Raw genomic sequence first — 26,456 nt, forward strand, 5'->3', positions numbered from 1 at the left:
AGATCCCAGAGCCTAGCGCGGTTCGGTCCGGCCCCGAATGGATTGGATCACATCCATGACCACCAAAATGTAACCATTCCACGCAAATCTAACGGGAAAAACTCGTAAAAAGACAAAAGCCCCGCCATCTCCTTTAAGAGACGGCGGGGCCTTTGTTTCGAAAGATCGCTGGATTAGACCTGCGGCAGCTCACTCGATCCCATCAGATAGGCATCGACAGCACGCGCTGCCTGCCGTCCCTCGCGGATCGCCCAGACCACCAGACTCTGGCCGCGCCGCATATCACCAGCGGCAAAGACCTTGGGGTTGGAGGTCTGATAGGCCACGGTATCGGCCTTGACGTTGCCGCGCTGATCCTTGTCGAGAGCCAATCCGTCGATCAGGCCCTCGTGCACCGGATGGACAAAGCCCATCGCCAGCAGAACCAAATCGGCCTCGATATGGAACTCGGTACCGGGTACCGGCTGGAACTTCGCATCGACTTCGGTGCAATCCAGCCCGGTCAGGCGACCATCGGTTCCGGTAAAGCGAACGGTTGAAACCGACCAGCGGCGCTCGCATCCTTCGTCGTGCGAGGACGAGGTACGCAGCTTGTTCGGCCATTTCGGCCAAGTGACCGCCTTGTTCTCCTTCTCGGGCGGACGGGGCATGATCTCGATCTGGGTGACCGAGGCCGCACCCTGGCGGTTCGAGGTGCCGACGCAATCGGCACCAGTATCACCGCCGCCGATCACCACCACTTTCTTGCCGGTGGCAAGGATGTCAGGCGCGCCGACCGGCTCGCCGCCGTTACGGCGGTTTTGCTGGGTCAGGAACTCCATCGCGAAGTGAACCCCACCCAATGCACGGCCCGGCACCGGCAGATCGCGCGGGCTTTCCGAGCCACCAGTCAGAACGACGGCATCGAAGCCGTCGAGCAGATCCTGCGGCGACACGTCACGGCCGACCTGGGTGTTGGTGCGGATCTCGACACCCTCGGCCTGCATCTGGCAGACACGACGGTCGATCACCGCCTTGTCGAGCTTGAAGTCGGGAATGCCATAGCGAAGCAAGCCGCCGACCTTGGCGTTCTTCTCGAACAGCACGACGTCATGACCGGCACGGGCTAATTGCTGCGCCGCCGCCAGCCCCGAGGGACCGGCACCGACCACGGCAACTTTCTTGCCCGAGCGGCGCATCGCCACCTCGGGAACGATCCAGCCCTCGGCAAAGCCGCGCTCGACGATCGCATGCTCGATGGTCTTGATCGCCACCGGGGTATCGGTGAGGTTCAAGGTGCACGACGCCTCGCAGGGCGCGGGGCAGATCCGCCCGGTGAATTCCGGGAAGTTGTTGGTGGAGTGGAGAACCTCCAACGCTTCCTTCCAGCGGTTCCGGTAAACCAGATCGTTCCAGTCCGGAATGATATTGTTGACCGGGCAGCCCTGATGACAGAACGGCACACCGCAATCCATGCAGCGAGCCCCCTGCCGGGCCAGTTCGTCCTGATCCAGCGGCACGGTGAATTCGTGATAGTGACGGACGCGCTCGGCCACCGGCTGATAGCTGGGGGTCTTGCGGTCGAATTCCTTAAATCCCGTCGGCTTTCCCATCTTAGCGTCCCCCCGCCACGGCCAGCTTCTTTTCCTGGACCTTTTGCATTTCGAGCAGGGCGTTGCGGTAATCGACCGGCATCACCTTGACGAATTTGGGCATGAATTTCTCCCAATTCTGCAGAATGTCCTGGGCGCGGGCGCTGCCGGTAGCCTTCACATGGTTCTGCAACAAAGCCTGAATACGGGCGGCATCGTCACGGGTCATGTCGCGCATCAGCTCGACCAACCCGTGGCCTTCCAGATCGCCACACTGGCCCTCGATCCGGCAGTTGACATCTTCCTCGGCGGTGACCGGCTCCAGCTCGACCATCGCAAGGTTGCACCGCTTGGCGAAATCACCGGCCTCGTCCAGCACATAGGCGACACCGCCCGACATGCCGGCAGCGAAGTTGCGGCCGGTGGCTCCGATCACGAGGACGCACCCGCCGGTCATGTATTCGCAACCATGATCGCCGACGCCTTCGACCACCGCAATCGCACCGGAATTACGAACGGCAAAGCGTTCACCGGCGACGCCACGGAGATAAGCCTCACCCTCGATCGCACCGTACAGGACAGTGTTGCCGACGATGATGTTTTCCTCGGCGACGATGGTCGAGACCTTGGGCGGATAGATCGCGATCTTACCGCCGGACAGGCCCTTACCAACATAGTCGTTGGCCTCGCCTTCCAGATCCAGCGACACGCCCTTGGCAAGGAACGCACCAAAGCTCTGACCCGCGGTGCCGGTCAGCCGGATATCGAGCGAGGACGACGCGGGCAGACCGGCATGGCCGAACCGCTTGGCGACCGCACCCGACAACATCGCGCCGACGCTACGATTATAATTGTGCACCGCCGTCTTGATCGTGACCGGACGCTGCCCCGCCAGAGCCGGTTCGGCCTCGGCGATCAGCTTGCGATCGAGCACATCGACAATATCGTGCTCCTGGGTCTCGGTATGCCGGGTCGCGATGCCGGGACCGGCGGGAACCTGATGGAACAGCTTGGCGAAATCGAGACCCTTGGCCTTCCAGTGATCGACAGCAGCACGAGTGTCGAGCAGATCGGACCGGCCGGTCAACTCCTCCAGCTTACGAACACCCAGGCTGGCCATCAACTCGCGCACTTCCTCAGCGACGAAGAAGAAATAGTTGATGACGTGCTCGGGCTGGCCAACGAAGCGCTTGCGCAGTTCGGGGTCCTGAGTGGCAACGCCAACCGGACACGTGTTGAGATGGCACTTGCGCATCATGATGCAGCCAGCGGCGATCAGCGGCGCGGTAGCAAAGCCGAATTCGTCGGCCCCCAGCAGAGCGGCGATAACGACGTCGCGGCCGGTCCGCAAACCACCGTCGCACTGGACCGAGACGCGGCCACGAAGACGGTTGAGCACCAGGGTCTGATGGGTTTCGGCCAGACCGATTTCCCACGGGCTGCCCGCATGCTTGATCGAGGTCAGCGGCGACGCGCCGGTGCCGCCGTCAAAGCCGGAAATGGTGATGTGATCGGCCTTGGCTTTAGCAACGCCAGCGGCAACGGTGCCGACGCCGATCTCCGAAACCAGCTTGACGGAAATCCGCGCGCCGGGATTGACGTTCTTCAGGTCGAAGATCAACTGGGCCAGATCTTCGATCGAATAGATGTCATGGTGCGGCGGCGGACTGATCAGGCCGACGCCGGGAGTCGAGTGACGCACCTTGGCGATGATCTTGTTGACCTTATGGCCGGGCAACTGCCCGCCCTCGCCGGGCTTCGCGCCCTGGGCCATCTTGATCTGGATATCGTCGGCATTGGTCAGGTAATCGGCGGAAACGCCGAACCGGCCCGAAGCCACCTGCTTGATCGCCGACCGCATCGAATCGCCATTGGCGAGCGGCAGGAAGCGTTCCGGCTCCTCGCCGCCTTCGCCGGTGTTCGACTTGCCGCCGATGCGGTTCATCGCGACGGCGAGCGTGGTGTGCGCCTCGTAGGAAATCGAACCGAACGACATCGCGCCGGTCGCGAAACGCTTAACGATTTCCTTGGCGGGCTGAACCTCGTCCAGCGGCACCGGAGCACCCGCGGGCTTCATCTCGAACAGGCCGCGCAGCGACAACAGCCGACGGCTTTGATCGTTCACGATGGTGCTGAACTGGCGGAAGCTGTCGGCCGAGTTGGCCCGCACCGCATGCTGCATCGCTCCGATGGTCTCGCTGGTCCAGACATGCTCTTCACCGCGCATCCGAACCGCGTATTCGCCACCGACATCGAGGGCGTTGCGGTAGATCGGCGCGTCAGAATAAGCCTCGCGGTGACGGCGCACCGTTTCCTCGGCGACCTCGGCCAGACCGATACCGCCGATCCGGCTGGCGGTTCCGGCGAAATACTTGGCGACGAACGCATCGGACAAGCCGATCGCGTCGAAGATCTGACCGCCGCAATAGGACTGATAGGTCGAGATGCCCATCTTGGCCATCACCTTGAGGATGGCCTTGTCCAACGCCTTGATATAGCGCTTCTGCACCTCATAGGCGCTGACCGGCTCGGACAGAGTCGGGCGCATCGCCTCCAGCGTCTCAAACGCCAGATAGGGGTTGATCGCCTCGGCACCGTACCCGGCCAACACGCACATGTGATGGATTTCGCGGGCTTCGCCGGTTTCCAGCACCAGACCGGCGCGGGTGCGCAGACCCTCGCGGATCAGGAAGTGGTGCACCGCCGAGACCGACAGCAAGGACGGCATCGCCACCCGGTCGGGACCGATCGCGCGATCGGACAGCACCAGGATGTTGTAGCCTTCCTCGACCAGAGCCTTGGCCTTGGCGCACAGGGCGTCAAGTGCGGGCTCCAGCCCGGCGGCACCGGTTTCAGCCGCCCAGGTGGTATCGAGCGTCACGCTGCGGAAGCCCGAACCGGGCAACGCCTCGATCCGGCGGATCTTGTCCATGTCCTCGTTGCTGAGGATCGGCTGGCGCACCTCAAGCCGCTTGCCCTGCGCCCCGGCATCGCCGAGACCAAGCAGGTTCGGCCGGGGGCCGATCAGCGACACCAGGCTCATCACCGATTCTTCGCGAATCGAATCGATCGGCGGATTGGTGACCTGGGCGAAACATTGCTTGAAGTAGTTGAACAGCAGCTTGGACTTCGACGACAGCACCGCGATCGGCGTGTCAGTCCCCATCGAGCCGACCGCTTCCTGGCCGGTGGTGGCCATCGGCTGCAACAGGAACTTGGTATCTTCCTGGGTGTAGCCGAACGCCTGCTGACGGTCGAGCAGGGTCTCGGGCGAAGCGGGGATCGGCTCGACCGGGATGTCGAGGTCTTCCAGCACGATCTGCGAGCGCTCCAGCCACTCGGCATAGGGCTTCTCGGAAGCAAGCTGGGCCTTGATCTCGGAATCGTCGATGATCCGGCCCTGCTCCAGATCGATCAGCAGCATCTTACCGGGCTGGAGACGCCACTTGCGGCGGATGGATTCCTCGGGGATCGGCAGAACGCCCATCTCCGACGCCATCAGCAGCTTGTCGTCCTTGGTCTCGATGTAGCGGGCCGGACGCAAGCCGTTGCGATCCAACGTCGCGCCAATCTGGCGGCCGTCGGTGAAGCACACCGCCGCCGGGCCGTCCCACGGCTCCATCAGCGCGGCGTTATATTCGTAGAAAGCGCGACGCTTCTCGTCCATCAGCGGGTTGCCCGACCACGCTTCGGGAACCAGCATCATCATGGCGTGGGCCAGCGGATAGCCGCCCATCACCAGCAGTTCCAGCGCGTTGTCGAAGCAGGCGGAATCCGACTGCCCTTCGGGGATCAGCGGCCACAGCTTGGCCAGATCGTCGCCCAGGATGGTTGACGACATCGTCTGCCGCCGCGCGTTCATCCAGTTAAGGTTGCCGCGCAGGGTGTTGATTTCGCCGTTGTGGCTGATCATCCGGAACGGATGCGCCAGACGCCAGCTGGGGAAAGTGTTGGTCGAGAAGCGCTGATGGACCATCGCCAGCGCGCTGACCATCCGCTCGTCGCTCAGATCCTTGTAGAACGAGCCAACCTGATCGGCCAGCAGCATCCCCTTATAGATCAGGGTACGGGTTGACAGCGACGGGATGTAGAAGTCGCGCTCGGAGCCGGCGGGGGCGTTGTTGAACACCAGCTTGCGGATCACGAACAGCTTGCGTTCCAGCGCGTTCTGATCGGCGATTGCAGGCCCCATGCCGATGAACACCATGCGGACCACCGGAACAGTCGGCAGCACGGATTCACCAAGCAGGGACGAATCGGTCGGCACGTCGCGCCAGCCAAGCAGAACCTGCCCTTCTTCCTTGATCTTGCTCTCGAAATGAGCCTCGCAGGCATGACGCAGCGCTTCGTCCTGGGGCAGGAAGACGCAGCCGGCACCATACGCGCCCTCGGGCGGGAGGTTTATTCCGAGCGTTGCCGCCTCGGCGCGCAAAAAGGCGTCAGGCAGTTGTATCAGGATGCCGGCGCCGTCGCCGGCCTTGGGGTCGGCGCCAACCGCGCCGCGATGAGTGAGATTCACGAGAATCTCAAGCCCGTCGCGGATAATCTCGTGCGACTTGCGGTTTTTGATGTCGGCAATGAAGCCGACGCCGCAGGCGTCGTGTTCGTGGCGCGGGTCGTACAGCCCCTGGGCCTCAGGCAATCCGCTCATCTTTACTTCACTTCCTTATTCCCCACCGCACGAACCAAGGGGTGCGTCGGCGTTATCCACCACAGCGTCGATCGCGCGGGCACGACCGATCCCTGCCCGAACGCATCGTCGCGAGCGGGCAAAGTGGACTACATAAGCCATTCCGTCGAGTTCGCCAAGTGTCGGCTTCAGAGGGAATCGAGTTCCCGGTCCCAAGGCGGCATCTGAGCAAAAAAGCGGCCGGGCTTGACGCCCGGCCGTCAGTCTGGGGGGACCTCGAACGGAAAAGCTTCAGATCACTTGACGCAACTCGGTCATAAAGGTTCTGACCGCACCACCCAGTTGCTCGGATTGTCGCGATAATTGCCCGGCGGCAGTCAGCACGTTGGCTGCGGCGTGGCCGGTTTCCTCGGCACCTTGCGACAAACGGTGGACATTGGCGCTGACCTCGGAGGTACCGAGAGCGGCTCGCTCGACGTTCAGCGCGATCTCGCGGGTCGAAGCACCTTGCTGCTCGACCGCGGCAGCAATGATCGAAGCGTATTCACCGACCTTGCCGATGGTGGTGGCAATCGACTGGATCGCCTCGGCGGAATTGACCGTTGCCAACTGCACCGCCGAAATCTGCGCGCCGATATCGCTGGTGGCGCGCGAGGTTTGGGTGGCCAAAACCTTGACCTCGCCCGCGACGACGGCAAACCCCTTCCCCGCTTCGCCCGCCCGCGCCGCTTCGATCGTCGCGTTCAAGGCCAAAAGGTTGGTTTGGGCCGCGATGTCGGTGATAAGATTGATCACCTCGCCAATCCGGGTCGAAGCTTCAGACAATCCCATCACCAAATCGTTGGTCCGCCCGGCCTGAGCCACAGCCTCGGTCGAAATCGCCGAGGATTGGGTTACCTGACTGCTGATCTCGCGCACAGCGGTCGCCAGTTCATCGGCAGCGGCGGCAACGGTCTGGACGTTACAAGAAGCCTCTTCGGCCGCGGCGGCGACAGTGGCGGCGGTAGAACTCGTACTGGCGGCGGTTCGCTGCATCCCCTCGGCGGTGGCGTGCAATTCGGCGGCAGCGGCCGAGGTCAGCCGCACCACCTCGCCCACCGTTTCCTCGAACTTACGGGTGACGGTGCTGAAATTACGAACCTTCTGCTCGATTGCGGCGGTCGCGGCATTAATCATCCGCGCTCCGACCAGAAAGCTGCCGAGCATGCCGCGCTCGACGATACGGCGGTAGTAACTCCCCCGGCTTACCGCTCCCATCGACGAGGTTGCCTCGCGGACGAAGGAATCGGTTCGGTCGATCAACTCATTGATCGAATCAGATAACTCACCGACAACCCCCTTCTCATTGATGCCGACGAGACGAGCCTCGAAATCACCGCCCGCGACCGCTTTGACCGTCGCCGCAGCCCGGATCAGCACAAGACGGACATTCCGAAGCATATACAATGTCGTCACCGACAGAATAAAGGCCATGGCCGAAATCGACAGGGACAAGAGAGAAAGCTCACCCAAAAAGGCGTCCTCCGCCACAATCGCGAACGCCATCAACATCGTCCCGATTGCTGCGATACGCGCTTTATAGAGAGAAGATAAACTGGTCATAGCCGACCCCCTTTTCCTGAAGCATCTTCCGGAGATAGACGTCGGCTGCCGTAATTCCGCTCTCTGGATCGGGAGCCTGACGCTCCAGATCGTTCAGCTTTTGATAGAGCGGCAGAATGACCTCGTTCAGCGCCGCCCGATCGGGAACCCGGCGATTGGAATGAAATCCAACAATCTGCTGATCGGTATTGAAGCTAGGGGTAACATGAGCAAGAACCCAGTAATGATTGCCAAGACTCGTTCTATTAAGAACATAGGCAAACATCTCCCTGCCACGCTTCAACCGTGACCACAATTTACTGAACATGAGTCGCGGCATATCTGGATGTCTTATCATGTTATGGGGCTTCCCCATAACATCTCTTTCCCTATATTCGCTTACATCAAGAAATGTTTTGTTTGCATAAGTGATAACACCAAGCGGATTAGTCTTGGTAACAATCACTTGATCCTCATCGAAGAACTTTTCTATTCCCGTAAGACGGATCGTATTGGGCATGGGAAGATTCCTTCCTCCGCGGCTCAGTTCGGAGCACCCGCTCGCTCAGGTCGAAACCCAGCAATGCAAGACCAAAGTCACAGGTCTATAGTGCACCCTACCCAAGACGACAGGCTATAGGGTGAATACCCTATATAGGGTCTTTTTCTTCATTTTATTCATTAACATTCATTTACAAACGACAAATTGCCGCAAAGTTGACTTGCATATATTTCAAAAAATCAACAGAGAACAAATAAAAGCCTAATCAAATGAAATAAATGTGCGAGTGCGAAGGCGACTCAGCCAACCACGCGGCAAGAATCGCCCCATTCGCAGAAAACAAAGTCATTGGTGGAATAAATCTGCACGATGGCAGACCTTTTATGGGATATATCGCACCTAAAGCGGATAAGGCATACAGAATCGCCCCCATAGAGCGATAAAGTTACAAATATTATACCACCACTACTCCAGGGCCAACTCCCACCCCTGGCAGAAAAAGGGGTCGAACCAGGCCGGACGATTCAAAGCATCCGACAGAAGAGAGCGGTATTCCTCGCGGGGGATCTCAACAGCACCGAACCGGCTTAGATGCGCGGTAACGAACTGAGTATCAAGCAGGGTAAACCCGCCCGATTTAAGCCGCGCCACCAGATGCACCAGCGCCACTTTCGAAGCATCAGTCTGGCGCGAGAACATACTTTCGCCAAAGAACGCCGCCCCCAGGGCCAACCCGTAAAGGCCACCGACCAAATGCCCGTCCCGCCACGCCTCGACGGAATGGGCCAAGCCACGTTCGTGCAGTTCGACGAACAGGCGGATAATCGACTCGTTGATCCAGGTCTCCGGGCGATCGGGGGCTGGCTCGCCACAAGCGCGCATGACCGCCTCGAACGCGCTGTTGCAGCGGATCTCGAACCCGCCTTGACGGAGCGTGCGCCGCAAACGGTGCGGGACATGAAACTGGTCGAGCGGCAAGATTCCGCGCTGTTCGGGATCAACCCAATACAGCCGGGGATCGTGCCCGCTGCGCGCCATCGGAAATATCCCCGCAGCATAGGCATGAAGCAACAGATCGGCGGTCAAGGCCCGCATCACCACCACCTCCCCAAGACCCTAGCAATAATCAAGCGGTCGGGTCGCGGCGTCGAGCCATGCGGCAGCGGAACCGTCAAGCAGCGGCCCGATCTCGGCCCGCACACGGGCGTGATAGGCCTCGATCCACGCGGCCTCGGCGGGGTCGAGCAGGCCCGGCTCGATCAGGGCGCGATCGATCGGCACCAGGGTCAAGGTCTCGAACCCCAGCAACGGGCGCTCGATCTCGGGAGGAAGAGGCAGCGTCACAACCTGAAGCAGGTTCTCGATCCGAATACCGTAAGCCCCGGTCTTGTAATAGCCCGGCTCATTCGAAAGGATCATCCCCGGTTGCAAGGCGATGCTGTTGCCTGCCTTGGAAATCCGCTGCGGCCCCTCATGCACCGACAGATAGCTGCCGACGCCGTGACCGGTGCCGTGATCATAGTCCAGCCCCTCGGACCACAACGCCTGTCGCGCCAGCACGTCAAGCTGGCTGCCGGTGGTGCCGACCGGAAAACGGGCGCGGGCGACCGCGATATGGCCCTTCAGCACCAGAGTGAAGCGCCGCCGCTCTTCGGCTCCGGCCGGACCGATAGCGATGGTGCGGGTGATGTCGGTGGTTCCGTCGAGATATTGCCCGCCGGAATCGACCAGATACAAATCTCCCGTCGCCAGCCGCCGGTTCGTTCGCGGAGTCGAATGGTAATGAACGATGGCTCCGTTCGGCCCTGTGCCGGAAATGGTGGCGAAGGACGGCCCGCGATACAGCGCCCCCTCGGCGCGGAATCGGTCGAGTCGGTCGGCGGCAGATAATTCATCGACACGGCCCGATGGCGCTTCCCCGTCCAACCAGGACAGAAAACGGACCATGGCCACCGCATCGCGGCGATGTGCCGCCCGCGTACCCGCGCTTTCCGCCGCGTTCTTGCAGGCCTTGGGCATCTGGCAGGGATCGGCACCACGATTCAACTGCGCCCCGGCGCGGTTCAGCCGCTCAACCACATGAAAGGAGGCGGCGGCCGCATCGATCCGCACCCGCCGCGCCCCGGCCCCCAGACGGTCCAGCGCCGCGTCCAGTTCCTCGGGCGGCGCGGTTCGCACCGTTGGCCCCAAGTGATCGACCACCCCCGGATTGGTGAGCTTGGCCGGATCGATGAACAGATCGACCGAGGAATCGGCATGAACGATCGCGAAGGACAGCGGCACCGGAGTATGGGCGACATCGCCGCCCCGGATATTGAGCAGCCAGGCGATCGAGTCGGGCGCGGTCAGAACAAGGGCGTCGTCACCGTCATTGCGCAAAGCCGCGGCGATCTCGGCCCGCTTGTCGTCGGAGCCGCGCCCAGCCAGGGAGAGCGGCTGGATTTCAATCGGAACCCGAGGCGGGGCAGGACGATCCACCACCCAAACTGTATCCAACGGATTGTCGGTGCAGGCGACCAACTCCGCCCCGGCACGGGCACAGGCGCGCCGCAACGGTTCAACCTGATCGGCGGTGTGCAGACGAGGATCGAACCCCAGCCGGTCGCCGGGAACCAGCACGCGGGCCAGCCAACGCGCAGGCGGGAATTCCAGCAAGTGAAGCGGCTCGAACAGAGACAGATCGATCTCAGCCCGAACCTGAAGGGTATAGCGGCCGTCGCTGAACACCGCCGCTTTGTCCCGCAGCACCACGGCTAGACCGGCCGAGCCGGTGAACCCGGTCAGCCAAGCCAGACGTTGTGCCGAGGGCGGGACATACTCACCCAGATATTCGTCGGCACGCGGCACGACAAAGCCGGTCAAGTCGCGCCGCGCCAATTCGGCGCGCAACGCCGCCAGCTGCTCGCCGCCAGTGGAGGACTTCGACATATTCGTGGCGGTGAACGTCACACCAAAATATCGATATAGGTGCCGCGCGCGGCGTTGTTGTCTAAGCTTTCGAGTGGCGTGTCGGGCGACAGCATCCGCCGCCCGCGCGGACCGCCGGGACTTGCCCCCCCATTTCCACCCAGCGAGGAGGTCGTTCCCCGAGACGATGGCCGGGGACGACGGGACGCGACCTCCCGCACTCCGGCGACAGAACCGCTCAGACCTGACAAAATGCTGTTCGGAGCTTTCTCGACCATCGTCGCCCAAGTTTGAATTGAGTCTTAAAGATTCAGGCTAGCATAAATCATCGGCCGGACAAAGCTGGCAGACGGGTGCGGCGCGGCGTCAGTCCCGACCGGGCAACATCCGCCGCAGAGTGGCATCTTTCTGAACGAAGTGATGACGCAACGCGGCACCGACATGAGCCAGCAGCACCAGCGCCAGCACCCAGCCCAGGGACTGGTGACCGAACTCGAACAATTCATGCAGTGCCGCATCCTTGCCGACCAGGAGGGGCAGTTCGAAACCGAGCGCGGTGACGGGATGACCGCCGCTTTGCGACATCAGGATTCCGCCCAAGGGAAGCGCCAGCATCAGAACGTAAAGGGCGGCATGAGCCAGCGACGACATCAGCCGCTCGAACGCGGGCGTGCTGGGCAGCGAGCGGGGCGGACGATGGGTAAAACGCCAGGCCAACCGACTCACCACCAGCGCCAGGATCACAACCCCCATCACCTTATGCAGCCCGATCAACTCGCTCCGCGGCGGCCCGTCGATCATCCCTTCGATGACATGGCCGGCCCCCCACAGGGCAACAATGACCAGGGCCATCCCCCAATGAAACGCCATCGTGACCGTATCGAAGCGATCAACCGATTGTCTGGACATTATCCTTAACTCTCCGGTGACAACAAATCCGAGGCACACGGTATCAGCCCCCTTGCCCGGCGGCAATCGCACGGCGCATTCGCCATCGGGTAAGGCGGCGACCGTTGTTCGCGTTGACTTTGGCGTCCCAACGCCTAACCTCTGAAGCGAGCAATTTAAACGGATGGGGGGCGAGGCGATGCGAAGCGTTCGGACAAGCGTTCTTCTGTCCGCGGTCGCGATGCTGACCCTGACCGCCTGTTCCGACCAGCTTCGCAATCAGCCGCCACCGCGCGCGTCCTGGCCCCCGCCGCCAGCCCCAGCGGTCGCCGCCCCGCCGCCGCCGCCCACAGCGCCGTCCTTCACCCTCGACATCCCGGACAGCATCGCAGGCGATTCCGAGGCCGAACGGTTCCAGGCTCTGCGTGGATTGGTCGATGCGGGAATCGTCACGCCGTCAGAAGCCGCGCCGCGCCGCGCCGCTAATCTGGGGGCTTTGCTGCCTTTCGACCAACCGCCGCCCGCCGCTGGCCTCAACCAGCCGCTGCCGCTGTCCGAGATGGGAACCCGACTGGCACAACTCGGCGGTCCGTCCGCCGCTCCGGACAATGCGGCGGAACGTGATTTGCTGCTCGACCAGCTGCTGCCGCTTGCGCCCCAGCAGCGCGCCGCCCCCGCCCGCCGCGATGCCGAGGCGGCGCAATTGGGCCGCGCCAGAGTCGAAACCCTGGCGACTCTCGGTCTGGTCAGCCCGGACGAAAAAGAACGCGAGATCAAGGCAATCGATCTCATGGGCCTACCCATGGCGATAACACCCCCGCCGACACCACAGTTGTCCCCGCCGCCCACCACGCCCCAACAGAAAAAGACACCCCGGCATAAGCCGTCGGCGGTCGATCCCGGCCAGAAGATGGGGGGCATCCCCGGCGGTGCCATTCCCGCTAGCGGCAAAGGGCCGGTCGGAGTACACCTTTTGTCGATGGCGTCGCCCTCTACCACCGACAAGGCGATAGAGGCGATGAAGAAAGAGAATCCGGAACTGGCGTCCCTGTCCTTCAAGGCGGTGAAGACCGTCATTCCCGATCTCGGAACCACGTACCGGCTGCTGGCTGGGCCGCTTGCGCCCGCCGAGGCCGAAACTTTATGCCGTACCCTCAGGACCAGAGGACAGTCCTGCGCGGTGAGCGGATTCGAGGATCGTTAAATGCTGTTCCCGGCAGGGGCCGGGAATATCTGGGAGAGGAACCATGACGGACTACAAGGCTCAGGTGCGTGACGATTACGAAGCGGTCAATGGAACCGTAGACCGACTCTATGCCGATATATTCCACATCAAGACCGCCGATGGCCGCTCGGTCAGCTATCGCGCCAGCAAGAATATCGACCGATTGCGCCTGGGTCAGTCGGTCTGTGTGATTTCACACAAGGGGGCCGAAAACGCCGCCCTGATCCTGAACCGGACCACCCGCAAGACTCTGCGGATCGAGTGCTCGATGACCGGAACCGCGATGTCGAAATACGTCGCCGGTCTGATCCTGTATGCGCTGGGCGCGGTGGCGTTCTTCTCCGGCCTGCTTGACCCCGATCTGGCGACCAAGCTGGGGCTCGGCCTGTTCGCAATCGGCCTGGGCGTGATTGTGTTCACCCCGATCCGCGACGACAACGCCTACGCCGACGCCTTCAACGCGTTCGTTGACGAGCAGTGGAAATCCGCCCCCACTGGTGCGGGTGCTGGTTTCCTGACCGGCTCGGCGTTCCGCTAAACCGACGGTTCGCCCCTTTCCCTCCCTTGGGGGGAGAGGGGCGAATGCGGGTGCTCATCGCCCGCCCTAAGGCGCGCTGTTCGCCCAGGCGCGCAGCATTTCCGCGACACTCCACGCCTGAGCCGGACAGCCTCGCGGCCGGTGCGGTGAGTCGCCGTCAAACACTTCGGCGATAGTGCCGACACAAAATTCATCCAGATGCCCGACCAGACCGGACAACACCCGACGCGCTCCGGCACGGTCGCCGGGATGCACCTTCAGCCAGGCATCGACGAAGGGACCGATCAGCCACGCCCACACCGTGCCGCGATGATAGGCGAAGTCACGGGTATGCAGGTCTCCGGCATAGGATGAACGGTAATCGGGTGCGGCGGGATCAAGCGAGCGCAAGCCAAATGGAGTCAGCAGACGCCGCTCGACCACCGACAGCACCGACGCCCAGCGTTCGGACTCCAGCACGGGGTGCGGCAACGATAGTGCCAGGATCTGGTTGCAGCGGCACGCCGGATCATCACCATCCTCGCCATCGATCAGATCGAACAGAAAACCGGTTTCCGGGTTCCAGAAGCGGCGATTGAAGGATTCGCGAACCCGTGCGGCCTCCTCGCGGATCTGCGCCGCCCCGGTTTCGTCGCCCTCGGCGGCGAGCCAGCCGCTCATTACGAACAAGGCATTGTACCACAGGGCGTTGATCTCGACCGCCTTGCCCCGGCGTGGCGTTGCCGAGTCCATCCAGGTCAGCATGTAGCCTTCGGCCCCTTGACGCAGCAGCCCGTCGGCGGGATCAACTCCGATGCCAAAGCGGGTTCCGGCGCGGTGGGCGGCCATGATCCGGCGCAGCACCGGCAGGATCAGAGCCAAGGTCTCGCTATCGCCGGTCGCGGCCAGATAACGGTCGAGGGCGTGAAAGAACCACAAACTGGCATCGGCGGCGTGATAAACGCCCTCGGTCCCGCCATCGGGGATGTTATTGGGAATCAATCCGTCGCGTTCGTAGGCGGCAAAGGTACGCAGGATGCGCCGGGCTTCGTCTGGGCGTCCCGTGACCAGGGTCAAGCCTTCGAGCGCGATCATGGTGTCGCGCCCCCAATCATTGAACCACGGATACCCGGCGATAACGCTGCGAACATCGTCACCCTGGGCCAGGGCGCGGGCGGCAAGGTCAAAGCGGCCTCGCGGCTCGAACAGAAAAGCATCGGCGGCCAGCACCAACCGCTGCCCCACCGCATCGCGAACAGCAGGCACGGCATGAGCGATCAGCCGGTCGCGGCGACCGTTCTCGGCGGCCAGAGCGTCCAACGCGGTCTGAGCCAGGGCGGCGGGCCACGGCTCGGCCGAGGCGATCAGTTCCGCGCCACCGTCCCCCAGCCGCAGCATGAACCGCCCCGGATTCCACACTGGGCCGCGCGCGGTGTAATCGCGCTCGGCCTCGATCGGATAGAACGCCGCCTCGGTTCTTTCCTCACCCAAGACCAGCGACATCGCGGCGGCACGAACCGCCAGACGGAGCGGCGGGAACGCGCCTTGAGTCACCTCGATCCGCCCGCCCTGGTGCCAGGACAACACCGGAGGGTACAGCGGCTGATCGGCGGGGCCGTCATTCCCGCGAAAATGCATCCAGGGCCGAATCTCCAGGCCGATATCCGGCCCACCCGACAAGAGGCGATAGGACAGCAACGTCGTGTTCTGCCGCCACGGCATCACGATCCGGCGTTCCAGTTCGATTCCGTCACGAACAAAACGCCAGACCGGCATTCCCCGTTCCAGCCGCACCTCGACCAGGGCGTCGAACAGAGCGAAGGCGGAAGCGCCAGCGGCGGGGATCACGGTTTCCTCGATCCGATCGAGCAGAATCGTGCGACCGGAAACCGGCAACGCCGCCACCAACAGCCCATCGTGGCGCCGTGCGGCACTACCATCGAGACGCCCAGAAGCATAGCCGGCAAGACCGTTGGCGATCATCCATTCGCGGTCGTCCAGCCCATCGGCTCCCTCAACGGACAGGCAAAAGTCAAGGCGATCCATCGGCGACCTCCCTTGTGGGGTGATGCCGTCAGCCTGACTCCGCCAACACGCGCTGTCCAGAGTGCCCGCGAGCTCACGCGGGCGAAGCCAAGCCCGCCGCCTGAGAAGCGGCACGAATCGGTCCCGATCACCGGAACAAGGCATGAATGGTTCTTATGCTTTCGAAGCAAGACCACCATCCCGATAGCTACTCGTCACATAGCAGTGTTAATTGGTATGGTGGATGTGAAAGATGGCCAACCTCGGGACGACGCCAAAGGACGGAAAGCAAAACCTCATGGCTCGCATCGCGATTGTTGAAGACGAAGTTCATCTTCTAGGTGATCTTACTGAGTACCTCACCACCTGCGGACATGACGTCGAAGGCTGTGCCGATGGCATGGAACTCGACGCAGTCCTGGCGCGGGGACAGATCGACATCCTGATCCTCGACATCAACCTGCCAGGCGAAGGCGGGTTTTCGATCGCCGCACGGCTGCGGGCAAAATCCAACGTCGGTATTATCATGCTCACCGCACGGGGACTGAATGTCGATCGGGTCGTCGGGCTGGAGATCGGCGCCGACGTCTATCTGGTCAAGCCGGTTGAATTGCGCGAGTTGGAGGCCCAGGTGCGTAGCCTCGCCCGCCGCCTGAAGCTGACGCCCCAGACAAAACCGATCCGCCCCACCGCCCCCGCCGTTTCGCGCGCGTCCATCACGACCGACTGGACCTTCGACCAACTGACCTGGACCCTGGCATCGCCCGAAGGACGTGCGGTTAAGCTGACGGGCAATGAGCGCGTGTTCGTTACCCTGTTGGTATCGCGCCCAGGCGAGCCGGTATCGCGTGACGAGATTTTCCGTGCGCTGGGCAAGCGTGGCTGGGACCCCGCCGACCGCTCGATCGATTCAATGGTTCGCCGCCTGCGCGCCAAGGGGGCCGAAGCGATTGGTCAACCCCTGCCGATCGAGTCCGTTCATGGCATTGGCTACGCTTTTGCCGCCGCAATCGGCAACGCCTGAGCCGATGGAAGAACGCATCCGCCGCCTGCGCCAGATGTCCCGTGCCAACGACGACACGGTGGCTGAGATCGACCCGATCAGCATCATCCTGCGCACCGGCAAGCCCGGCGATATCCCCGACCTTGATATCGTCGTCGGCAATGATCGCGGCGATTACAAACGCAAGGCAGAGCCGACTGCACGGAAGCAAACCACCTCTTTGACCGGGACATTGCGGGCGTGGCACGACATCGCCACGATCGCCCGGCTGAATGCCGACCTGTCCGCCCTCAATGCCGAGTTAGAGCAGCGGGTAGTCGAGCGCACCCGGCAATTACAAGACATGGTTCGAGCACTGGGCCGCTCGAAGCAACAGGCCGAGACCGCTCTGGCGCGCGAACGCGAAGCCAGACGGCAATTGCGTCAGCTCCTGTCGATGGTCTCGCACGAATTCCGTACACCGCTGGCGATCATCGATTCCGCCGCCCAGATGCTGGAGATTCGGACGGGCGCGACCGACCCCGGCAGCCTGCCCCGGCTGGGGATCATTCGCGGTGGCGTCCAGCGCTTGTTGGGCCTGATCGACACCTGCTTGGCCGACGAACAGCTCGATAGCGGCATCATGATGATGCACGAGCAATCCTTCGACCCGGCCGCGCTGATCGAAGTCACCCTGGCCCAGCACCGCATCGCCGCCCCCGATCATTGCTTTCAGATAGAGGCGGAAACAAATCTGGCGGTCTGGGGCGACCCTGGCCTGATCGCCTTGGCGCTCAACAACCTGATCGGTAATGCCGTTAAATACGCGCCTGAGGGATCGGAGATCACCGTCTCGACCCGCCGCGACGGAAAGAGCGGCGACATCGTTATCGCCATTGCCGATCGCGGCATCGGCATCCCCGAAGAGGATCTGCCCGGCATCTTCGAACGCTTTCACCGTGCGTCAAACACCCAGGGCGTTTCCGGGTCGGGGATCGGGCTGCACATGGTCCGCCAGATCGTCGAAATGCATGGCGGCACCATCAGCGTCGAGAGCCGTCAGGGCCAGGGGTCACGCTTTACCGTCAGACTGCACCCACCGCCAAGCGATCAGCCAACTATTTTCTGAACAGAGCCTCGGCCCCAGCCCGGACCTGTTCCTTGGCGGAAATCGCCTGACGGGCGCGGATGATTTCCGCTTCCAACCGGGTGATATAGACAGTCAATTCCTCAACCGAAAGCGGGTCGAGCGGACGCGGCGCGGTCGGAGTGGGGGCGCGGGGGTCAAGCTCGTCGAGATCCATCTCTCGCTCATCCTCTCTTGCCTTGCTGACAGGACCATACCAGATTGGTCCGCGCCACAATAGCAAAGGGACTGATGATGACCCCCGAGACCATGGCCTGTATCGAGATCGCCCGGCCCGGAGCGCCCGAGGTGCTGACCCTCGCCACCCGGCCGACGCCGATTCCCGGCGCGGGCGAAGTGGTGATCAAGGTCGTCGCCGCTGGAATCAACCGTCCCGACGTCCTCCAGCGCCAGGGAGTCTATCCGCCGCCGCCCGGTGCCTCGGATCTGCCCGGCCTCGAAGTTGCGGGAACAATCGCCGCGTTGGGTTCCGGCGTTGTCGAACCAGCCCTGGGCAGCGCCGTCTGCGCCCTGGTCCCCGGCGGCGGCTATGCCGAATATTGCGTCGTCGATGCCCGGTTGTGCCTGCCGCTACCCCAAGGGTTCGACTTCATCCGCGCCGCCGCCCTGCCCGAGACCCTCTTCACCGTCTGGCACAACGTATTCGAGCGCGGACGGCTTGCCGCCGGGGAGAGTCTGCTGGTCCATGGCGGCGCGGGTGGAATCGGTACCACCGCGATCCAACTGGCCAAGGCAATGGGGGCCACCGTCTTCGCCACGGCGGGCGGTGCGGAAAAAGCCAGCGCCTGCGCCAGTCTGGGAGCCGACCGCGCCATCGATTATCAAAGCGAGGATTTCGTCGAGGTGATCAAGGCCGCGACTGGTGGACGCGGCGTCGATGTCATCCTCGATATGGTCGGCGGCGAGTACGTCGCTCGCAATATCAAGGCACTGGCTCCCGATGGGCGGCTGGTGTCGATCGCCTTCCTGCGCGGATCAACCGTTGAGGTCAATCTGATGCCGGTGATGCTGAAGCGCCTCACCCTGACCGGATCGACACTGCGCCCGCAATCGAACGACCGTAAAGCGGCAATGGCCGAGGCTCTGCACCGGACGGTCTGGCCTCTGCTCGACCAGGGTCGGATCGCGCCGCTGATCAACGCGACCTTCCCGCTGGCCGACGCCGCCGAGGCTCATCGCCTGATGGAGGCCAACACACATATAGGAAAGATCGTGCTGACGGTTTGACCCAGGCTAAGAACACCCATATAAGAGGATGTGATTTCCACGGATCGTCGCCGGTCGGTGATGCGGGTTGTATCCGCTCGGCCGGAATTTGAACGATCCACGCGGGAACGATCCATTTTGCCCAACGGGGCGAAGGGATGCCTTCCCGCCGAAGCCGGCTGTGATCAGCCGGTCGAACGGGACCAGTCGACATTCAGGAGGATTCATGGCCCTGCCGCTGATGCCCAAGGCGACCGCCGTATGGCTCGTCGAGAACACCGCTCTCACCTTCGAGCAGATTGCCGACTTCTGCGGCCTTCATCCGCTTGAGGTTCAGGCCATCGCCGATGGCGAGGTTGCTGCCGGCATCGTCGGTCTCGATCCCGTCGCCAACGGCCAAGTTACCCGCATCGAAATCGAACGGTGCGAAGCTAATCCTGACGGCCGCCTCAAGCTGACCGTCACCGATATTCCGCAGCCGCGTTCGAAACCCAAGGGTGCCCGCTATACCCCGGTGTCGAAACGCCAGGATCGCCCCGACGCGATCGCCTGGATTCTCAAGCATCACCCGGAACTGTCCGACGCGACGATCTCGAAGCTGATCGGCACGACCAAGCAGACCATCCTGGCGGTGCGCGATAAGACCCACTGGAACGCCGGCAACATTAAGCCGCGCAATCCGGTAACGCTCGGCATGTGCAGCGAAAGCGATCTGGAAAAGGCGGTTGCCCTGTCCGGCCGCATCCGCCCGGCCACCGTGGCGGCCGAAGCCACCATCGGCCGCGCCAACAGCTACGACGAAGGCTGATTTTCTATCCAGCCCCCCCTCTTCTTCCGCACGGAAGAGGGGGGCTGCCCTACGCCTCTGGGTCCGGGAAGTAGACCTCCACCCGGTTTCTTCCCGCCGACTTACCCCGATACGGCATGTCGGCGGACGCTTGTCACCGCCGACGGGCGGTTGCCCCCTCAATGAAATGCCACGCCAACAACGCCGACAGGCCCAGGATCAGCTCGCGGCCCCGCTTCAGCAGCGACAGAGCCAGCGCGACCTCGGTCGGCAGACCCAGCATTGTCCCAAGCAGCATGTAGCCGCCTTCCTGGATACCGATCGCGCCGGGCACGACAAACGCGATGCTGCGAATGGCGAAGATAATGCTCTCCATCGCCAACACCTGAGCGAAATCAAGCGGGTATCCCAGCAGATAGAGTGCCACCCAGGCTTCGGCGGCTCCGGCGATCCAGGCCGCCAGATGCCATGCCACCGACCGCACCATCCGCGACCGACGCCGATAAATGTCGTTGATCGAGGCCACGATCCCCTGTTCGACATCGGGGGCATCCCAGCTTTTCGGCATCAACCGCGACGGCAACGATTCGAGGAAATGCATGAACCACGAGCGTTGCACGATCACGAAAGCGATCAACACCGGCACCGACACCACCAGGGCAATCACGCCCCAACGAGTCACCTCGGACTCTGGGTACAGCCAAGCCCACATGCCGACGCCGACCAGACTGAACAGAAACTGGGCGATTGCCTCGGCGGTGATGTCCGCCACCACTGTGGCCCCCGCCACCGCTGGTCGGATCCCGAAGCGGGTCAGGTGGCGAATTCCGGCCATTTCTCCGGACAGGGGCAGAAAGCCGGCCAGTTCGCCAACGCCATCGCGAATCCACCGGCCCATCACGAAGACCCAGGCCGGACGGAGCGGCTCCTGCGGCTGCAACGTCGCCCAGCTCAACCCGCACAACATCATCGGCAGCAGGTGATAGGCGGTTATGATCGCCACCCCGCTCCAACCGGCGCGGTCAAGCGCCCCACCGACATCGCCGAACCCGTCACGAAGCCACCATGCGATGCCAAGAACAACGGCAATGAGGCATAGCCGCAGAATCCCTGCGTTCATGCCTGTTCCGCCGCCATGGAGAAGTTGACCAATTCGATGCCACGATCCTTGACCCGCGTCACGTTGGCCGGTTCGACCAGGGCGCGGTATTCCTCGGCGACATGGTAATGCGACGGCATCGGTCGCACTTCCCAATGGCGGGTGGCGGGATGGCTGTAGATCTCCGACAGCCCTTCGGGCAGATGATCAAGGAACGACGCCACCCGAGCGTAATCCATCATGCCGCTGTCATTAACTCCGAACGAGCGGTCGTTGACGGTCAGACCGGCGGCGCGCGCCTTGGCTCGCATCCGGGCGCAACGACGCCAATGGAACACGCCGTTCCATAGCCGCAGTCCCAGCCGGTCGCCCCGCGCCGCAAACGATCGCAACGGCGGCTCCCACGGCACCCGGATTCCGGCAGCGCCGTATTCAACCGCCAGATCAAGCACTAGATCGAACACGGTCGGATGCTGGTGATAATGGTGATGAAAATCGACGTGGGCCAGCGGCAGGCCGGTGGCTGCGTACAGTTCGAACTGCGCCCGCATCTCGGCCCGGACCTGATCTTGCACGGCGCGGTCGAGATAAATCCGCGCCCCCAACCGAACCAGTTCGCGGCCAAACCGCCCATCGGGACCAACCAGAGCCGGAACCTGCGACGGCGGCAGCGCCGGAATGCCATCAACCAAAGTAACGTGCAGCCCGACGCCAAGTTCAGGCAGGCGCCGCGCCCGCGCCACCGCATCGTCAACGGCGGCCTCGGTCATCATCAGGCTGGCCGAGGTCAGGATACCGTTGACGTGTGCGTCTTCGACCGCTTCGTTGACCGGAACCGACCGGCCGAAATCATCGGCGGTCACGATCAGCCTCTTAGTCATGGTTGGGCCTTCCCAGAAGGTGAAACAAAGCAGGCAGCACCACGAAGGTTGCCGCCACCGATAAACCAAGCGAAACGAACAGCAACAACCCCATCGACGCGGTGCCGAGATGGGGCGACACCGCCAGACTGCCGAAGGCCGACCCAGTCGTCAGCGCGCTGAACAGAACCGCGCGGGTCGTCGGGTGCTGGAGCGGAGAGGTCACACCGCTCCGCCAATTGACAACGAAGTAGATGTTAAAAGCGACTCCGATCCCCAGCAACAGGGGCAAGGCGATGATGTTGGCAAAATTGATCGCCAGACCGCCAGCCCAGGCGGCGATCACCGTCGCCAGCGCCCCCAGCAGCAGCGGTGCCAGCACCAGGGCGGTATCGAGCACCCGGCGCAACATCAACCCCAGCATCAGCCCGATGGCGAGCAACGCCCCGACAGCGGCAAAGGCAAAGGCCCGCACCACCACCCGTCCCGATTGCTCCATCGAAATCGGCGCACCGGCAGCATCGGGAGTGACGGAAGCGACGGCATCAACGAAGCGGGTACGCGCCCCAGCATCTTCCATGTCCTCGCGTGGCAGCACCTTGACGCGGGCACGACCGTCGGGCGTGATCCAGTCACGCAACAGATCGGGCGGCAAGGTCTCCACCGTCACCGGACCAGTGACATCGAGAGTTTGGCGCAGGGACGAGATCAAGCCGGACAGGCCCGAGGCCAACAAGCTGTCAAGTTGAGCGACCCGCTCCGGCCCGGCGGCGGCGATAGCGCGGAGATGACCAGCCAACAAACGCGACGGCTCGTGACCCGGCAGTTCGGCTTCCAACCGTCCCGCCAACTTGGCCAGAGCGGCCGCGGTCTCTTCGGGCGACGGCGGGGGCAGCGGCGCGGCAACATTCAACGTCGGCCCCAACACCTGGGCCAGATCGGCGACGATCGGCAGAGTCTCGTCGATATCGTCGGGAATGAAGCTTTCAATCGTCATCGTCCGCCGCGCGCCGGGCAGAACCTCCAGCCGCTTGGCCAATTCGCGGGCCTCGGCCCGCGACGGGGCCAACACCTCGACCGCATAGACTCCGGCTTCGGGATCGCGCGCCATTTCGTGAAAGGTCGAAACCGCCTCGGCCTTGGGATCCTGGAGATGAAGCGGATCGAAATCAAGCGGCAGGAACGGCAGCAATGACGCCCCGCTCAGGGCGATCAGTCCCGCGCCCAACGCCACCGACCGAGCGTGACGCGCCAGCCAACGGTCAGGACCGGCAAGGGGCAACCCCACCGGCTCCGGCTCGGGCGGCGGCTTCAAAAGTGCGAGCAATGCGGGCAGAACAGTGAAATCGACGATCAAGGCGATTACCATTCCACCGCCCGCGATCAGGCCCAGTTGCGACACGCCGGTGTAGGCGGTCGGCAGGAACGACAGGAATCCAACGGCGGTCGCCAGCGCCGCCAGCGACAGCGGCCCAGCCATCGCTCCAGCCGATGCCAGCGCCGCCGGAGCTGACTCGCCCAGCCGATGACGCTCGTTGCGATATGAGGTCACGAACTGAATCGCGAAATCGACGGCAATACCGACGAACATCACCGCGAAAGCGACCGAGATCGGGTTAAGGCTGCCGACGGTCAGCGCGGCAAAAGCGGCGGTGGCAACCAGCCCGATCGCCAGACTGATGATGATTGCAACGACAACCCGAAGCGAACGCACCGCCAGGAACAGCAGCCCGATCACCGCCAAAAGCGACAACGGCGCGGTAATCTCGACGCCTTCGGTCACGGTGGCGAAGTTGGCGTCGGACAACGCGACCGAACCAGTCAGTCGCACCTGGTAGCCATGCTCCGGCACCAACCCCAGCGTGGCGGCAGCGGTGCGGATGGCCCGATCGGCCTCTGCCCCCGCCTCCAGCGCGCCATGATCGACCTGCGCCTGAGCCAACAAAAAGCGACGCGATGTATCGCGCATCGGTCCCGCGGCGAGCATCGCCTGCCAGTCGGCGGGCTCGGTCGAGCGCCCCTCGGCCAGAGCGGCGGCAACATGGTCGATACGGGCGACCAGCGGTTCGATATCGGCTGCCCCGGCTTGGCCGTGAGCGATGCCATCGACAATCATCCCCACCGCCGACAGCAGACCGCGCAGCGACGGATCGTGCGCCACCGTGCCCAGCAACGGCTGGGCCGCAACCAACCGGTCGGACAGCGTGGTCAGGTCGGCCGGCGACAGGAAGAGCAGACCGTGACGACGGAAATACAATTCCTCGCTCGGGCGTTCGACCGAACGGATCGGTCCCCCGATAGCGGCCAGAGCGGCGCGCAAACGCTCGACCCCATCTTCCGCCAGTTCGGGCGTCGGCGCGTCAAGCACCACGACCAGCCGGTCAAGAGTGTGGGGAAAAGCCGAATCGATCGCCTGCTCGGCTTGACGGAACGGCAGGTCTGAGGAAATCAGCTTGGATTCATCGGTGTCGAGCGACAGGTGGGTGGCGGCATAAAGCCCCATTGCCACGGTCGCGACCAGGGCGATCCCCACCACCGCGAGAGCATGCCGCCAGCACCAATCGACGATGAAGACCGCGAAACGCCGGGCCATATGAGTTCCTGTTCAGATCGGTGGATGAAAGAAAGCGGGACTGTGCCTCGGATACCCCGTCCAGGGCAAGGGGCGAGGTGACCAAGATGCATTGCCCTGAAAGCCGACTCTTGACGGAACTCCCCGCCTTGGCGTAAAGCGGCATGGTCCAGCATCCCGGAATACGGTGCAAATCCGTAGCGGTCCCGCCGCTGTAATCGGGGACACGGACCACTGGGGCGGAAAACGCCCAGCCACTGGCGGCCAACCGCCGGGAAGGCGTGGTTGCGTGGTCGATCCGAGAGCCAGAAGACCTGTTGGACCTCATCCGAGTCTCGGGGCGGAATCCGATGGAAAAGGGTTTCGGCAAAGGCATTGTCGTGCCCGCGCCGTCGCCCCGGCAACCGTGGAGTCCGAACGACCATGAGCAGAACCGAAACCAAAACCACCCGTCCGGCGGTGATCGCCAGCCGCAAGAGCTGCGACGCCGAAGGTACCGGCCTGTCGCATTACGTGCTGATGGACAAGCAGGTGAAGCGTTGAGCTTGCTCGCTGACGCGAAAGGTGAGGCGGCCCCCATCGGGGGTCGTCTTCCCGACGGGCTGGAATGGTTCGACATCGGCCATTCCGACTACACCGCTCTGATCGACGCCGATACCGCCTTCTGGTCTCTGGTGCGCACGGACGAGGCATCGCGCGTGCTGGCCGATGGCGAGTTGGTCCGGCAGTGGCAGGACAAGCGCGAGTCGTTCGCCGAAGAAATGGAACTGCTGCGTTTCAATCTGAAGCCGTCGGCGGTCTACTTCAATCCGACCGAGCGCTGCAACCTCGATTGCGCCTATTGCTACATTCCGCGCGACATGCGCAAAAGCGGCGAGCATATGAGCCGCGAAACGCTGCTCGACGCGATGGAACGGCTGCACGCCTATTTCTCGTCGATCATGCCGCCCGACCGCAAGCCGCAGATCATCTTCCATGGCGCCGAGCCGATGCTGAACCGCGATGCGATGTTCGAAGCAATCGCGCAGTACGGCGACCGCTTCCGCTTCGGAGTGCAGACCAACGCCACTCTGCTCGACGAATCCGCGATCGCATTCCTGACCAGCCATGGCTGCGGCATCGGCCTGTCGCTCGACGCCCCGATTGAAGCGGTGGCCGACAGGTCGCGCAAGCGCTGGAACGGCGACAGCGTGTTCGCCTCGACCCTGACCGCGATCGACCGGCTGAAGGGCTATGCCGGCTTCAACGTCATCTGCACGATGAACCGCGAGAACATCGACCAGTTAGTCCCGATGGTCGAGTTCCTGCACGAACGCGAAGTCCCGGCCTGTATGCTGAACTTCGTCCGCTGTACTCAGCCGGGCGGACGGGATTCGTGGGTCGAGGACGCGGTGGTCAGCAAAGCCTATCTCGCCGCACTCGACCGCACCCATGCCCTGTTCCGCGAAACCGGGCGCAAGTTGGTGGTGGCGAATTTCGCCAATATCCTGATCTCGATCCTGGCCCCCACGGCACGGCGATTGATGTGCGACATTTCGCCCTGTGGCGGCGGTCGCAGCTTTTTCGCCCTGGCCCCCGATGGCACGCTGTTCCCGTGCAGCGAGTTCATCGGCCTGCCCGACTTCGCTGGCGGCAACTTGTTCACCGACCGGATCGAAGACGTGCTGGAAACCCCGCCCTTCAAGCTGGTCACCGGCCGCAAGGTCGAGGACATCGCCAAATGCGCGGTCTGCGCGGTGCGCCATTTCTGCGGCTCGCCCTGCCCGGCCGAGGCGTTCGAAGCCAATGGCGGCATGGATAAGATCGGCGCTTATTGCGATGCCTATCTCGATCAGGCCAAGTACGCGTTCCGCCTGATCGCCGATGGAATCGAGGCCGACTATCTGTGGGACGGTTGGGATGACGGCACCGAGACCACGTTCGGCTTCGGCGGCTGTTAGTGATATCCCCCGCGCGG

The 26,456-nt window shown here is 63.1% G+C and carries 21 protein-coding genes and 1 riboswitch; of the genes, 8 read left to right on the forward strand and 13 right to left on the reverse strand.

Annotation, left to right across the window (positions count from 1 at the left end):
• Positions 1-173 precede the first annotated feature (173 nt).
• From PHAMO_RS05460 to PHAMO_RS05495, 8 genes are all read right to left on the reverse strand, one after another.
• On the reverse strand, positions 174-1,592 hold the full coding sequence (locus tag PHAMO_RS05460; protein WP_002727224.1) for a glutamate synthase subunit beta: 1,419 nt from the start codon (positions 1,590-1,592) through the stop codon (positions 174-176).
• Position 1,593: 1 nt separating this feature from the next.
• The gene (gltB, locus tag PHAMO_RS05465) at positions 1,594-6,222 is read right to left on the reverse strand and encodes a glutamate synthase large subunit (protein WP_002727225.1); all 4,629 of its coding nucleotides are present in this window, start codon (positions 6,220-6,222) and stop codon (positions 1,594-1,596) included.
• Positions 6,223-6,492: 270 nt separating this feature from the next.
• Positions 6,493-7,803 carry a methyl-accepting chemotaxis protein gene (locus tag PHAMO_RS05470; protein WP_040566207.1) on the reverse strand — a complete coding sequence of 437 codons (1,311 nt, stop codon included), beginning with the start codon at positions 7,801-7,803 and terminating at the stop codon, positions 6,493-6,495.
• Positions 7,778-8,302 carry a PAS domain-containing protein gene (locus tag PHAMO_RS05475; RefSeq protein ID WP_040566208.1) on the reverse strand — a complete coding sequence of 175 codons (525 nt, stop codon included), beginning with the start codon at positions 8,300-8,302 and terminating at the stop codon, positions 7,778-7,780. The genes PHAMO_RS05470 and PHAMO_RS05475 overlap by 26 nt, the downstream gene beginning before the upstream one ends.
• 447 nt (positions 8,303-8,749) lie before the next feature.
• On the reverse strand, positions 8,750-9,379 hold the full coding sequence (gene aat / locus PHAMO_RS05480; RefSeq protein ID WP_002727233.1) for a leucyl/phenylalanyl-tRNA--protein transferase: 630 nt from the start codon (positions 9,377-9,379) through the stop codon (positions 8,750-8,752).
• A gap of 21 nt (positions 9,380-9,400) precedes the next feature.
• Complete coding sequence (locus PHAMO_RS05485) at positions 9,401-11,212, reverse strand: aminopeptidase P family protein (protein WP_040566273.1); 1,812 nt, start codon at positions 11,210-11,212, stop codon at positions 9,401-9,403.
• Between the two features lie 17 nt (positions 11,213-11,229).
• Positions 11,230-11,469 (reverse strand): hypothetical protein, encoded by a 240-nt coding sequence (locus PHAMO_RS05490; protein ID WP_002727237.1) that lies wholly within the window; start codon positions 11,467-11,469, stop codon positions 11,230-11,232.
• A gap of 88 nt (positions 11,470-11,557) precedes the next feature.
• Complete coding sequence (locus tag PHAMO_RS05495) at positions 11,558-12,100, reverse strand: cytochrome b (RefSeq protein ID WP_051002371.1); 543 nt, start codon at positions 12,098-12,100, stop codon at positions 11,558-11,560.
• A 178-nt stretch (positions 12,101-12,278) separates the two neighbouring features.
• Between PHAMO_RS05495 and PHAMO_RS05500 the strand changes: the two genes are divergently transcribed.
• Both PHAMO_RS05500 and PHAMO_RS05505 read left to right on the forward strand, forming a co-directional pair.
• The gene (locus PHAMO_RS05500; protein ID WP_002727241.1) at positions 12,279-13,283 is read left to right on the forward strand and encodes an SPOR domain-containing protein; all 1,005 of its coding nucleotides are present in this window, start codon (positions 12,279-12,281) and stop codon (positions 13,281-13,283) included.
• Between the two features lie 43 nt (positions 13,284-13,326).
• Positions 13,327-13,842 (forward strand): hypothetical protein, encoded by a 516-nt coding sequence (locus PHAMO_RS05505; RefSeq protein ID WP_002727243.1) that lies wholly within the window; start codon positions 13,327-13,329, stop codon positions 13,840-13,842.
• A 66-nt stretch (positions 13,843-13,908) separates the two neighbouring features.
• On the opposite strand, the gene PHAMO_RS05510 is transcribed toward PHAMO_RS05505, so the two are convergent.
• Positions 13,909-15,867 carry an amylo-alpha-1,6-glucosidase gene (locus tag PHAMO_RS05510; RefSeq protein WP_002727245.1) on the reverse strand — a complete coding sequence of 653 codons (1,959 nt, stop codon included), beginning with the start codon at positions 15,865-15,867 and terminating at the stop codon, positions 13,909-13,911.
• Between the two features lie 277 nt (positions 15,868-16,144).
• Between PHAMO_RS05510 and PHAMO_RS05515 the strand changes: the two genes are divergently transcribed.
• Positions 16,145-16,870, forward strand: coding sequence for a response regulator transcription factor (locus PHAMO_RS05515; RefSeq protein ID WP_002727247.1), 726 nt, complete (start codon positions 16,145-16,147; stop codon positions 16,868-16,870).
• On the forward strand, positions 16,827-17,957 hold the full coding sequence (locus PHAMO_RS05520) for a sensor histidine kinase (protein WP_155801557.1): 1,131 nt from the start codon (positions 16,827-16,829) through the stop codon (positions 17,955-17,957). Before PHAMO_RS05515 ends, PHAMO_RS05520 begins: the two co-directional genes overlap by 44 nt.
• On the opposite strand, the gene PHAMO_RS05525 is transcribed toward PHAMO_RS05520, so the two are convergent.
• Positions 17,947-18,132 (reverse strand): DUF1192 domain-containing protein, encoded by a 186-nt coding sequence (locus PHAMO_RS05525; RefSeq protein ID WP_002727250.1) that lies wholly within the window; start codon positions 18,130-18,132, stop codon positions 17,947-17,949. The two genes, PHAMO_RS05520 and PHAMO_RS05525, sit on opposite strands and share 11 nt — an antisense overlap.
• Positions 18,133-18,209: 77 nt before the next feature.
• Here PHAMO_RS05525 and PHAMO_RS05530 point away from each other — a divergent pair, with 77 nt between their 5' ends.
• Both PHAMO_RS05530 and PHAMO_RS05535 read left to right on the forward strand, forming a co-directional pair.
• Positions 18,210-19,202: an NAD(P)H-quinone oxidoreductase gene (locus tag PHAMO_RS05530; RefSeq protein WP_040566279.1), complete on the forward strand. Its 993-nt coding sequence runs from the start codon at positions 18,210-18,212 to the stop codon at positions 19,200-19,202.
• 205 nt (positions 19,203-19,407) lie between these two features.
• Positions 19,408-19,989 carry a DUF1013 domain-containing protein gene (locus PHAMO_RS05535; RefSeq protein WP_002727254.1) on the forward strand — a complete coding sequence of 194 codons (582 nt, stop codon included), beginning with the start codon at positions 19,408-19,410 and terminating at the stop codon, positions 19,987-19,989.
• A 133-nt stretch (positions 19,990-20,122) separates the two neighbouring features.
• Here PHAMO_RS05535 and PHAMO_RS05540 read toward each other — a convergent pair whose 3' ends face one another.
• Genes PHAMO_RS05540 through PHAMO_RS05550 form a run of 3 tightly spaced genes read right to left on the reverse strand, consistent with a single transcriptional unit; the run spans position 20,123 to position 24,520 of the window.
• Positions 20,123-21,088 carry a lysylphosphatidylglycerol synthase domain-containing protein gene (locus tag PHAMO_RS05540; protein WP_002727256.1) on the reverse strand — a complete coding sequence of 322 codons (966 nt, stop codon included), beginning with the start codon at positions 21,086-21,088 and terminating at the stop codon, positions 20,123-20,125.
• Positions 21,085-21,948 carry a hopanoid biosynthesis-associated protein HpnK gene (hpnK, locus tag PHAMO_RS05545; protein ID WP_002727259.1) on the reverse strand — a complete coding sequence of 288 codons (864 nt, stop codon included), beginning with the start codon at positions 21,946-21,948 and terminating at the stop codon, positions 21,085-21,087. Before hpnK ends, PHAMO_RS05540 begins: the two co-directional genes overlap by 4 nt.
• Positions 21,941-24,520 (reverse strand): MMPL family transporter, encoded by a 2,580-nt coding sequence (locus tag PHAMO_RS05550; RefSeq protein ID WP_002727263.1) that lies wholly within the window; start codon positions 24,518-24,520, stop codon positions 21,941-21,943. Before PHAMO_RS05550 ends, hpnK begins: the two co-directional genes overlap by 8 nt.
• A gap of 158 nt (positions 24,521-24,678) precedes the next feature.
• Positions 24,679-24,813: riboswitch (cobalamin riboswitch) on the forward strand.
• Between the two features lie 109 nt (positions 24,814-24,922).
• Here PHAMO_RS05550 and cbpA point away from each other — a divergent pair.
• Both cbpA and cbpB read left to right on the forward strand, forming a co-directional pair.
• Positions 24,923-25,042, forward strand: a complete 120-nt coding sequence (gene cbpA / locus PHAMO_RS18905) for a modified peptide precursor CbpA (protein ID WP_002727267.1) — start codon at positions 24,923-24,925, stop codon at positions 25,040-25,042.
• Positions 25,039-26,439, forward strand: a complete 1,401-nt coding sequence (gene cbpB / locus PHAMO_RS05555; protein WP_002727269.1) for a peptide-modifying radical SAM enzyme CbpB — start codon at positions 25,039-25,041, stop codon at positions 26,437-26,439. The genes cbpA and cbpB overlap by 4 nt, the downstream gene beginning before the upstream one ends.
• The last annotated feature ends 17 nt before the right edge of the window (positions 26,440-26,456 follow it).

Origin of the sequence: Magnetospirillum molischianum DSM 120 (assembly GCF_000294655.1) — a bacterium.
GTDB classification, from domain to species: domain Bacteria; phylum Pseudomonadota; class Alphaproteobacteria; order Rhodospirillales; family Magnetospirillaceae; genus Phaeospirillum; species Phaeospirillum molischianum.

Coding starts and splice junctions, on each gene's coding strand:
- PHAMO_RS05485 (WP_040566273.1), bottom strand. CDS start 11,212: ATGTCGAAGTCCTCCACTGGCGGCGAGCAGCTGGCGGCGTTGCGCGCC.
- PHAMO_RS05470 (WP_040566207.1), bottom strand. CDS start 7,803: ATGACCAGTTTATCTTCTCTCTATAAAGCGCGTATCGCAGCAATCGGG.
- PHAMO_RS05505 (WP_002727243.1), top strand. CDS start 13,327: ATGACGGACTACAAGGCTCAGGTGCGTGACGATTACGAAGCGGTCAAT.
- hpnK (WP_002727259.1), bottom strand. CDS start 21,948: ATGACTAAGAGGCTGATCGTGACCGCCGATGATTTCGGCCGGTCGGTT.
- PHAMO_RS05460 (WP_002727224.1), bottom strand. CDS start 1,592: ATGGGAAAGCCGACGGGATTTAAGGAATTCGACCGCAAGACCCCCAGC.
- PHAMO_RS05495 (WP_051002371.1), bottom strand. CDS start 12,100: ATGTCCAGACAATCGGTTGATCGCTTCGATACGGTCACGATGGCGTTT.
- PHAMO_RS05490 (WP_002727237.1), bottom strand. CDS start 11,469: ATGGTCGAGAAAGCTCCGAACAGCATTTTGTCAGGTCTGAGCGGTTCT.
- cbpA (WP_002727267.1), top strand. CDS start 24,923: ATGAGCAGAACCGAAACCAAAACCACCCGTCCGGCGGTGATCGCCAGC.
- PHAMO_RS05525 (WP_002727250.1), bottom strand. CDS start 18,132: ATGGATCTCGACGAGCTTGACCCCCGCGCCCCCACTCCGACCGCGCCG.
- PHAMO_RS05500 (WP_002727241.1), top strand. CDS start 12,279: ATGCGAAGCGTTCGGACAAGCGTTCTTCTGTCCGCGGTCGCGATGCTG.
- PHAMO_RS05550 (WP_002727263.1), bottom strand. CDS start 24,520: ATGGCCCGGCGTTTCGCGGTCTTCATCGTCGATTGGTGCTGGCGGCAT.
- PHAMO_RS05515 (WP_002727247.1), top strand. CDS start 16,145: ATGGCTCGCATCGCGATTGTTGAAGACGAAGTTCATCTTCTAGGTGAT.
- gltB (WP_002727225.1), bottom strand. CDS start 6,222: ATGAGCGGATTGCCTGAGGCCCAGGGGCTGTACGACCCGCGCCACGAA.
- aat (WP_002727233.1), bottom strand. CDS start 9,379: ATGCGGGCCTTGACCGCCGATCTGTTGCTTCATGCCTATGCTGCGGGG.
- PHAMO_RS05535 (WP_002727254.1), top strand. CDS start 19,408: ATGGCCCTGCCGCTGATGCCCAAGGCGACCGCCGTATGGCTCGTCGAG.
- PHAMO_RS05520 (WP_155801557.1), top strand. CDS start 16,827: ATGGCATTGGCTACGCTTTTGCCGCCGCAATCGGCAACGCCTGAGCCG.
- PHAMO_RS05540 (WP_002727256.1), bottom strand. CDS start 21,088: ATGAACGCAGGGATTCTGCGGCTATGCCTCATTGCCGTTGTTCTTGGC.
- PHAMO_RS05510 (WP_002727245.1), bottom strand. CDS start 15,867: ATGGATCGCCTTGACTTTTGCCTGTCCGTTGAGGGAGCCGATGGGCTG.
- PHAMO_RS05530 (WP_040566279.1), top strand. CDS start 18,210: ATGACCCCCGAGACCATGGCCTGTATCGAGATCGCCCGGCCCGGAGCG.
- PHAMO_RS05475 (WP_040566208.1), bottom strand. CDS start 8,302: ATGCCCAATACGATCCGTCTTACGGGAATAGAAAAGTTCTTCGATGAG.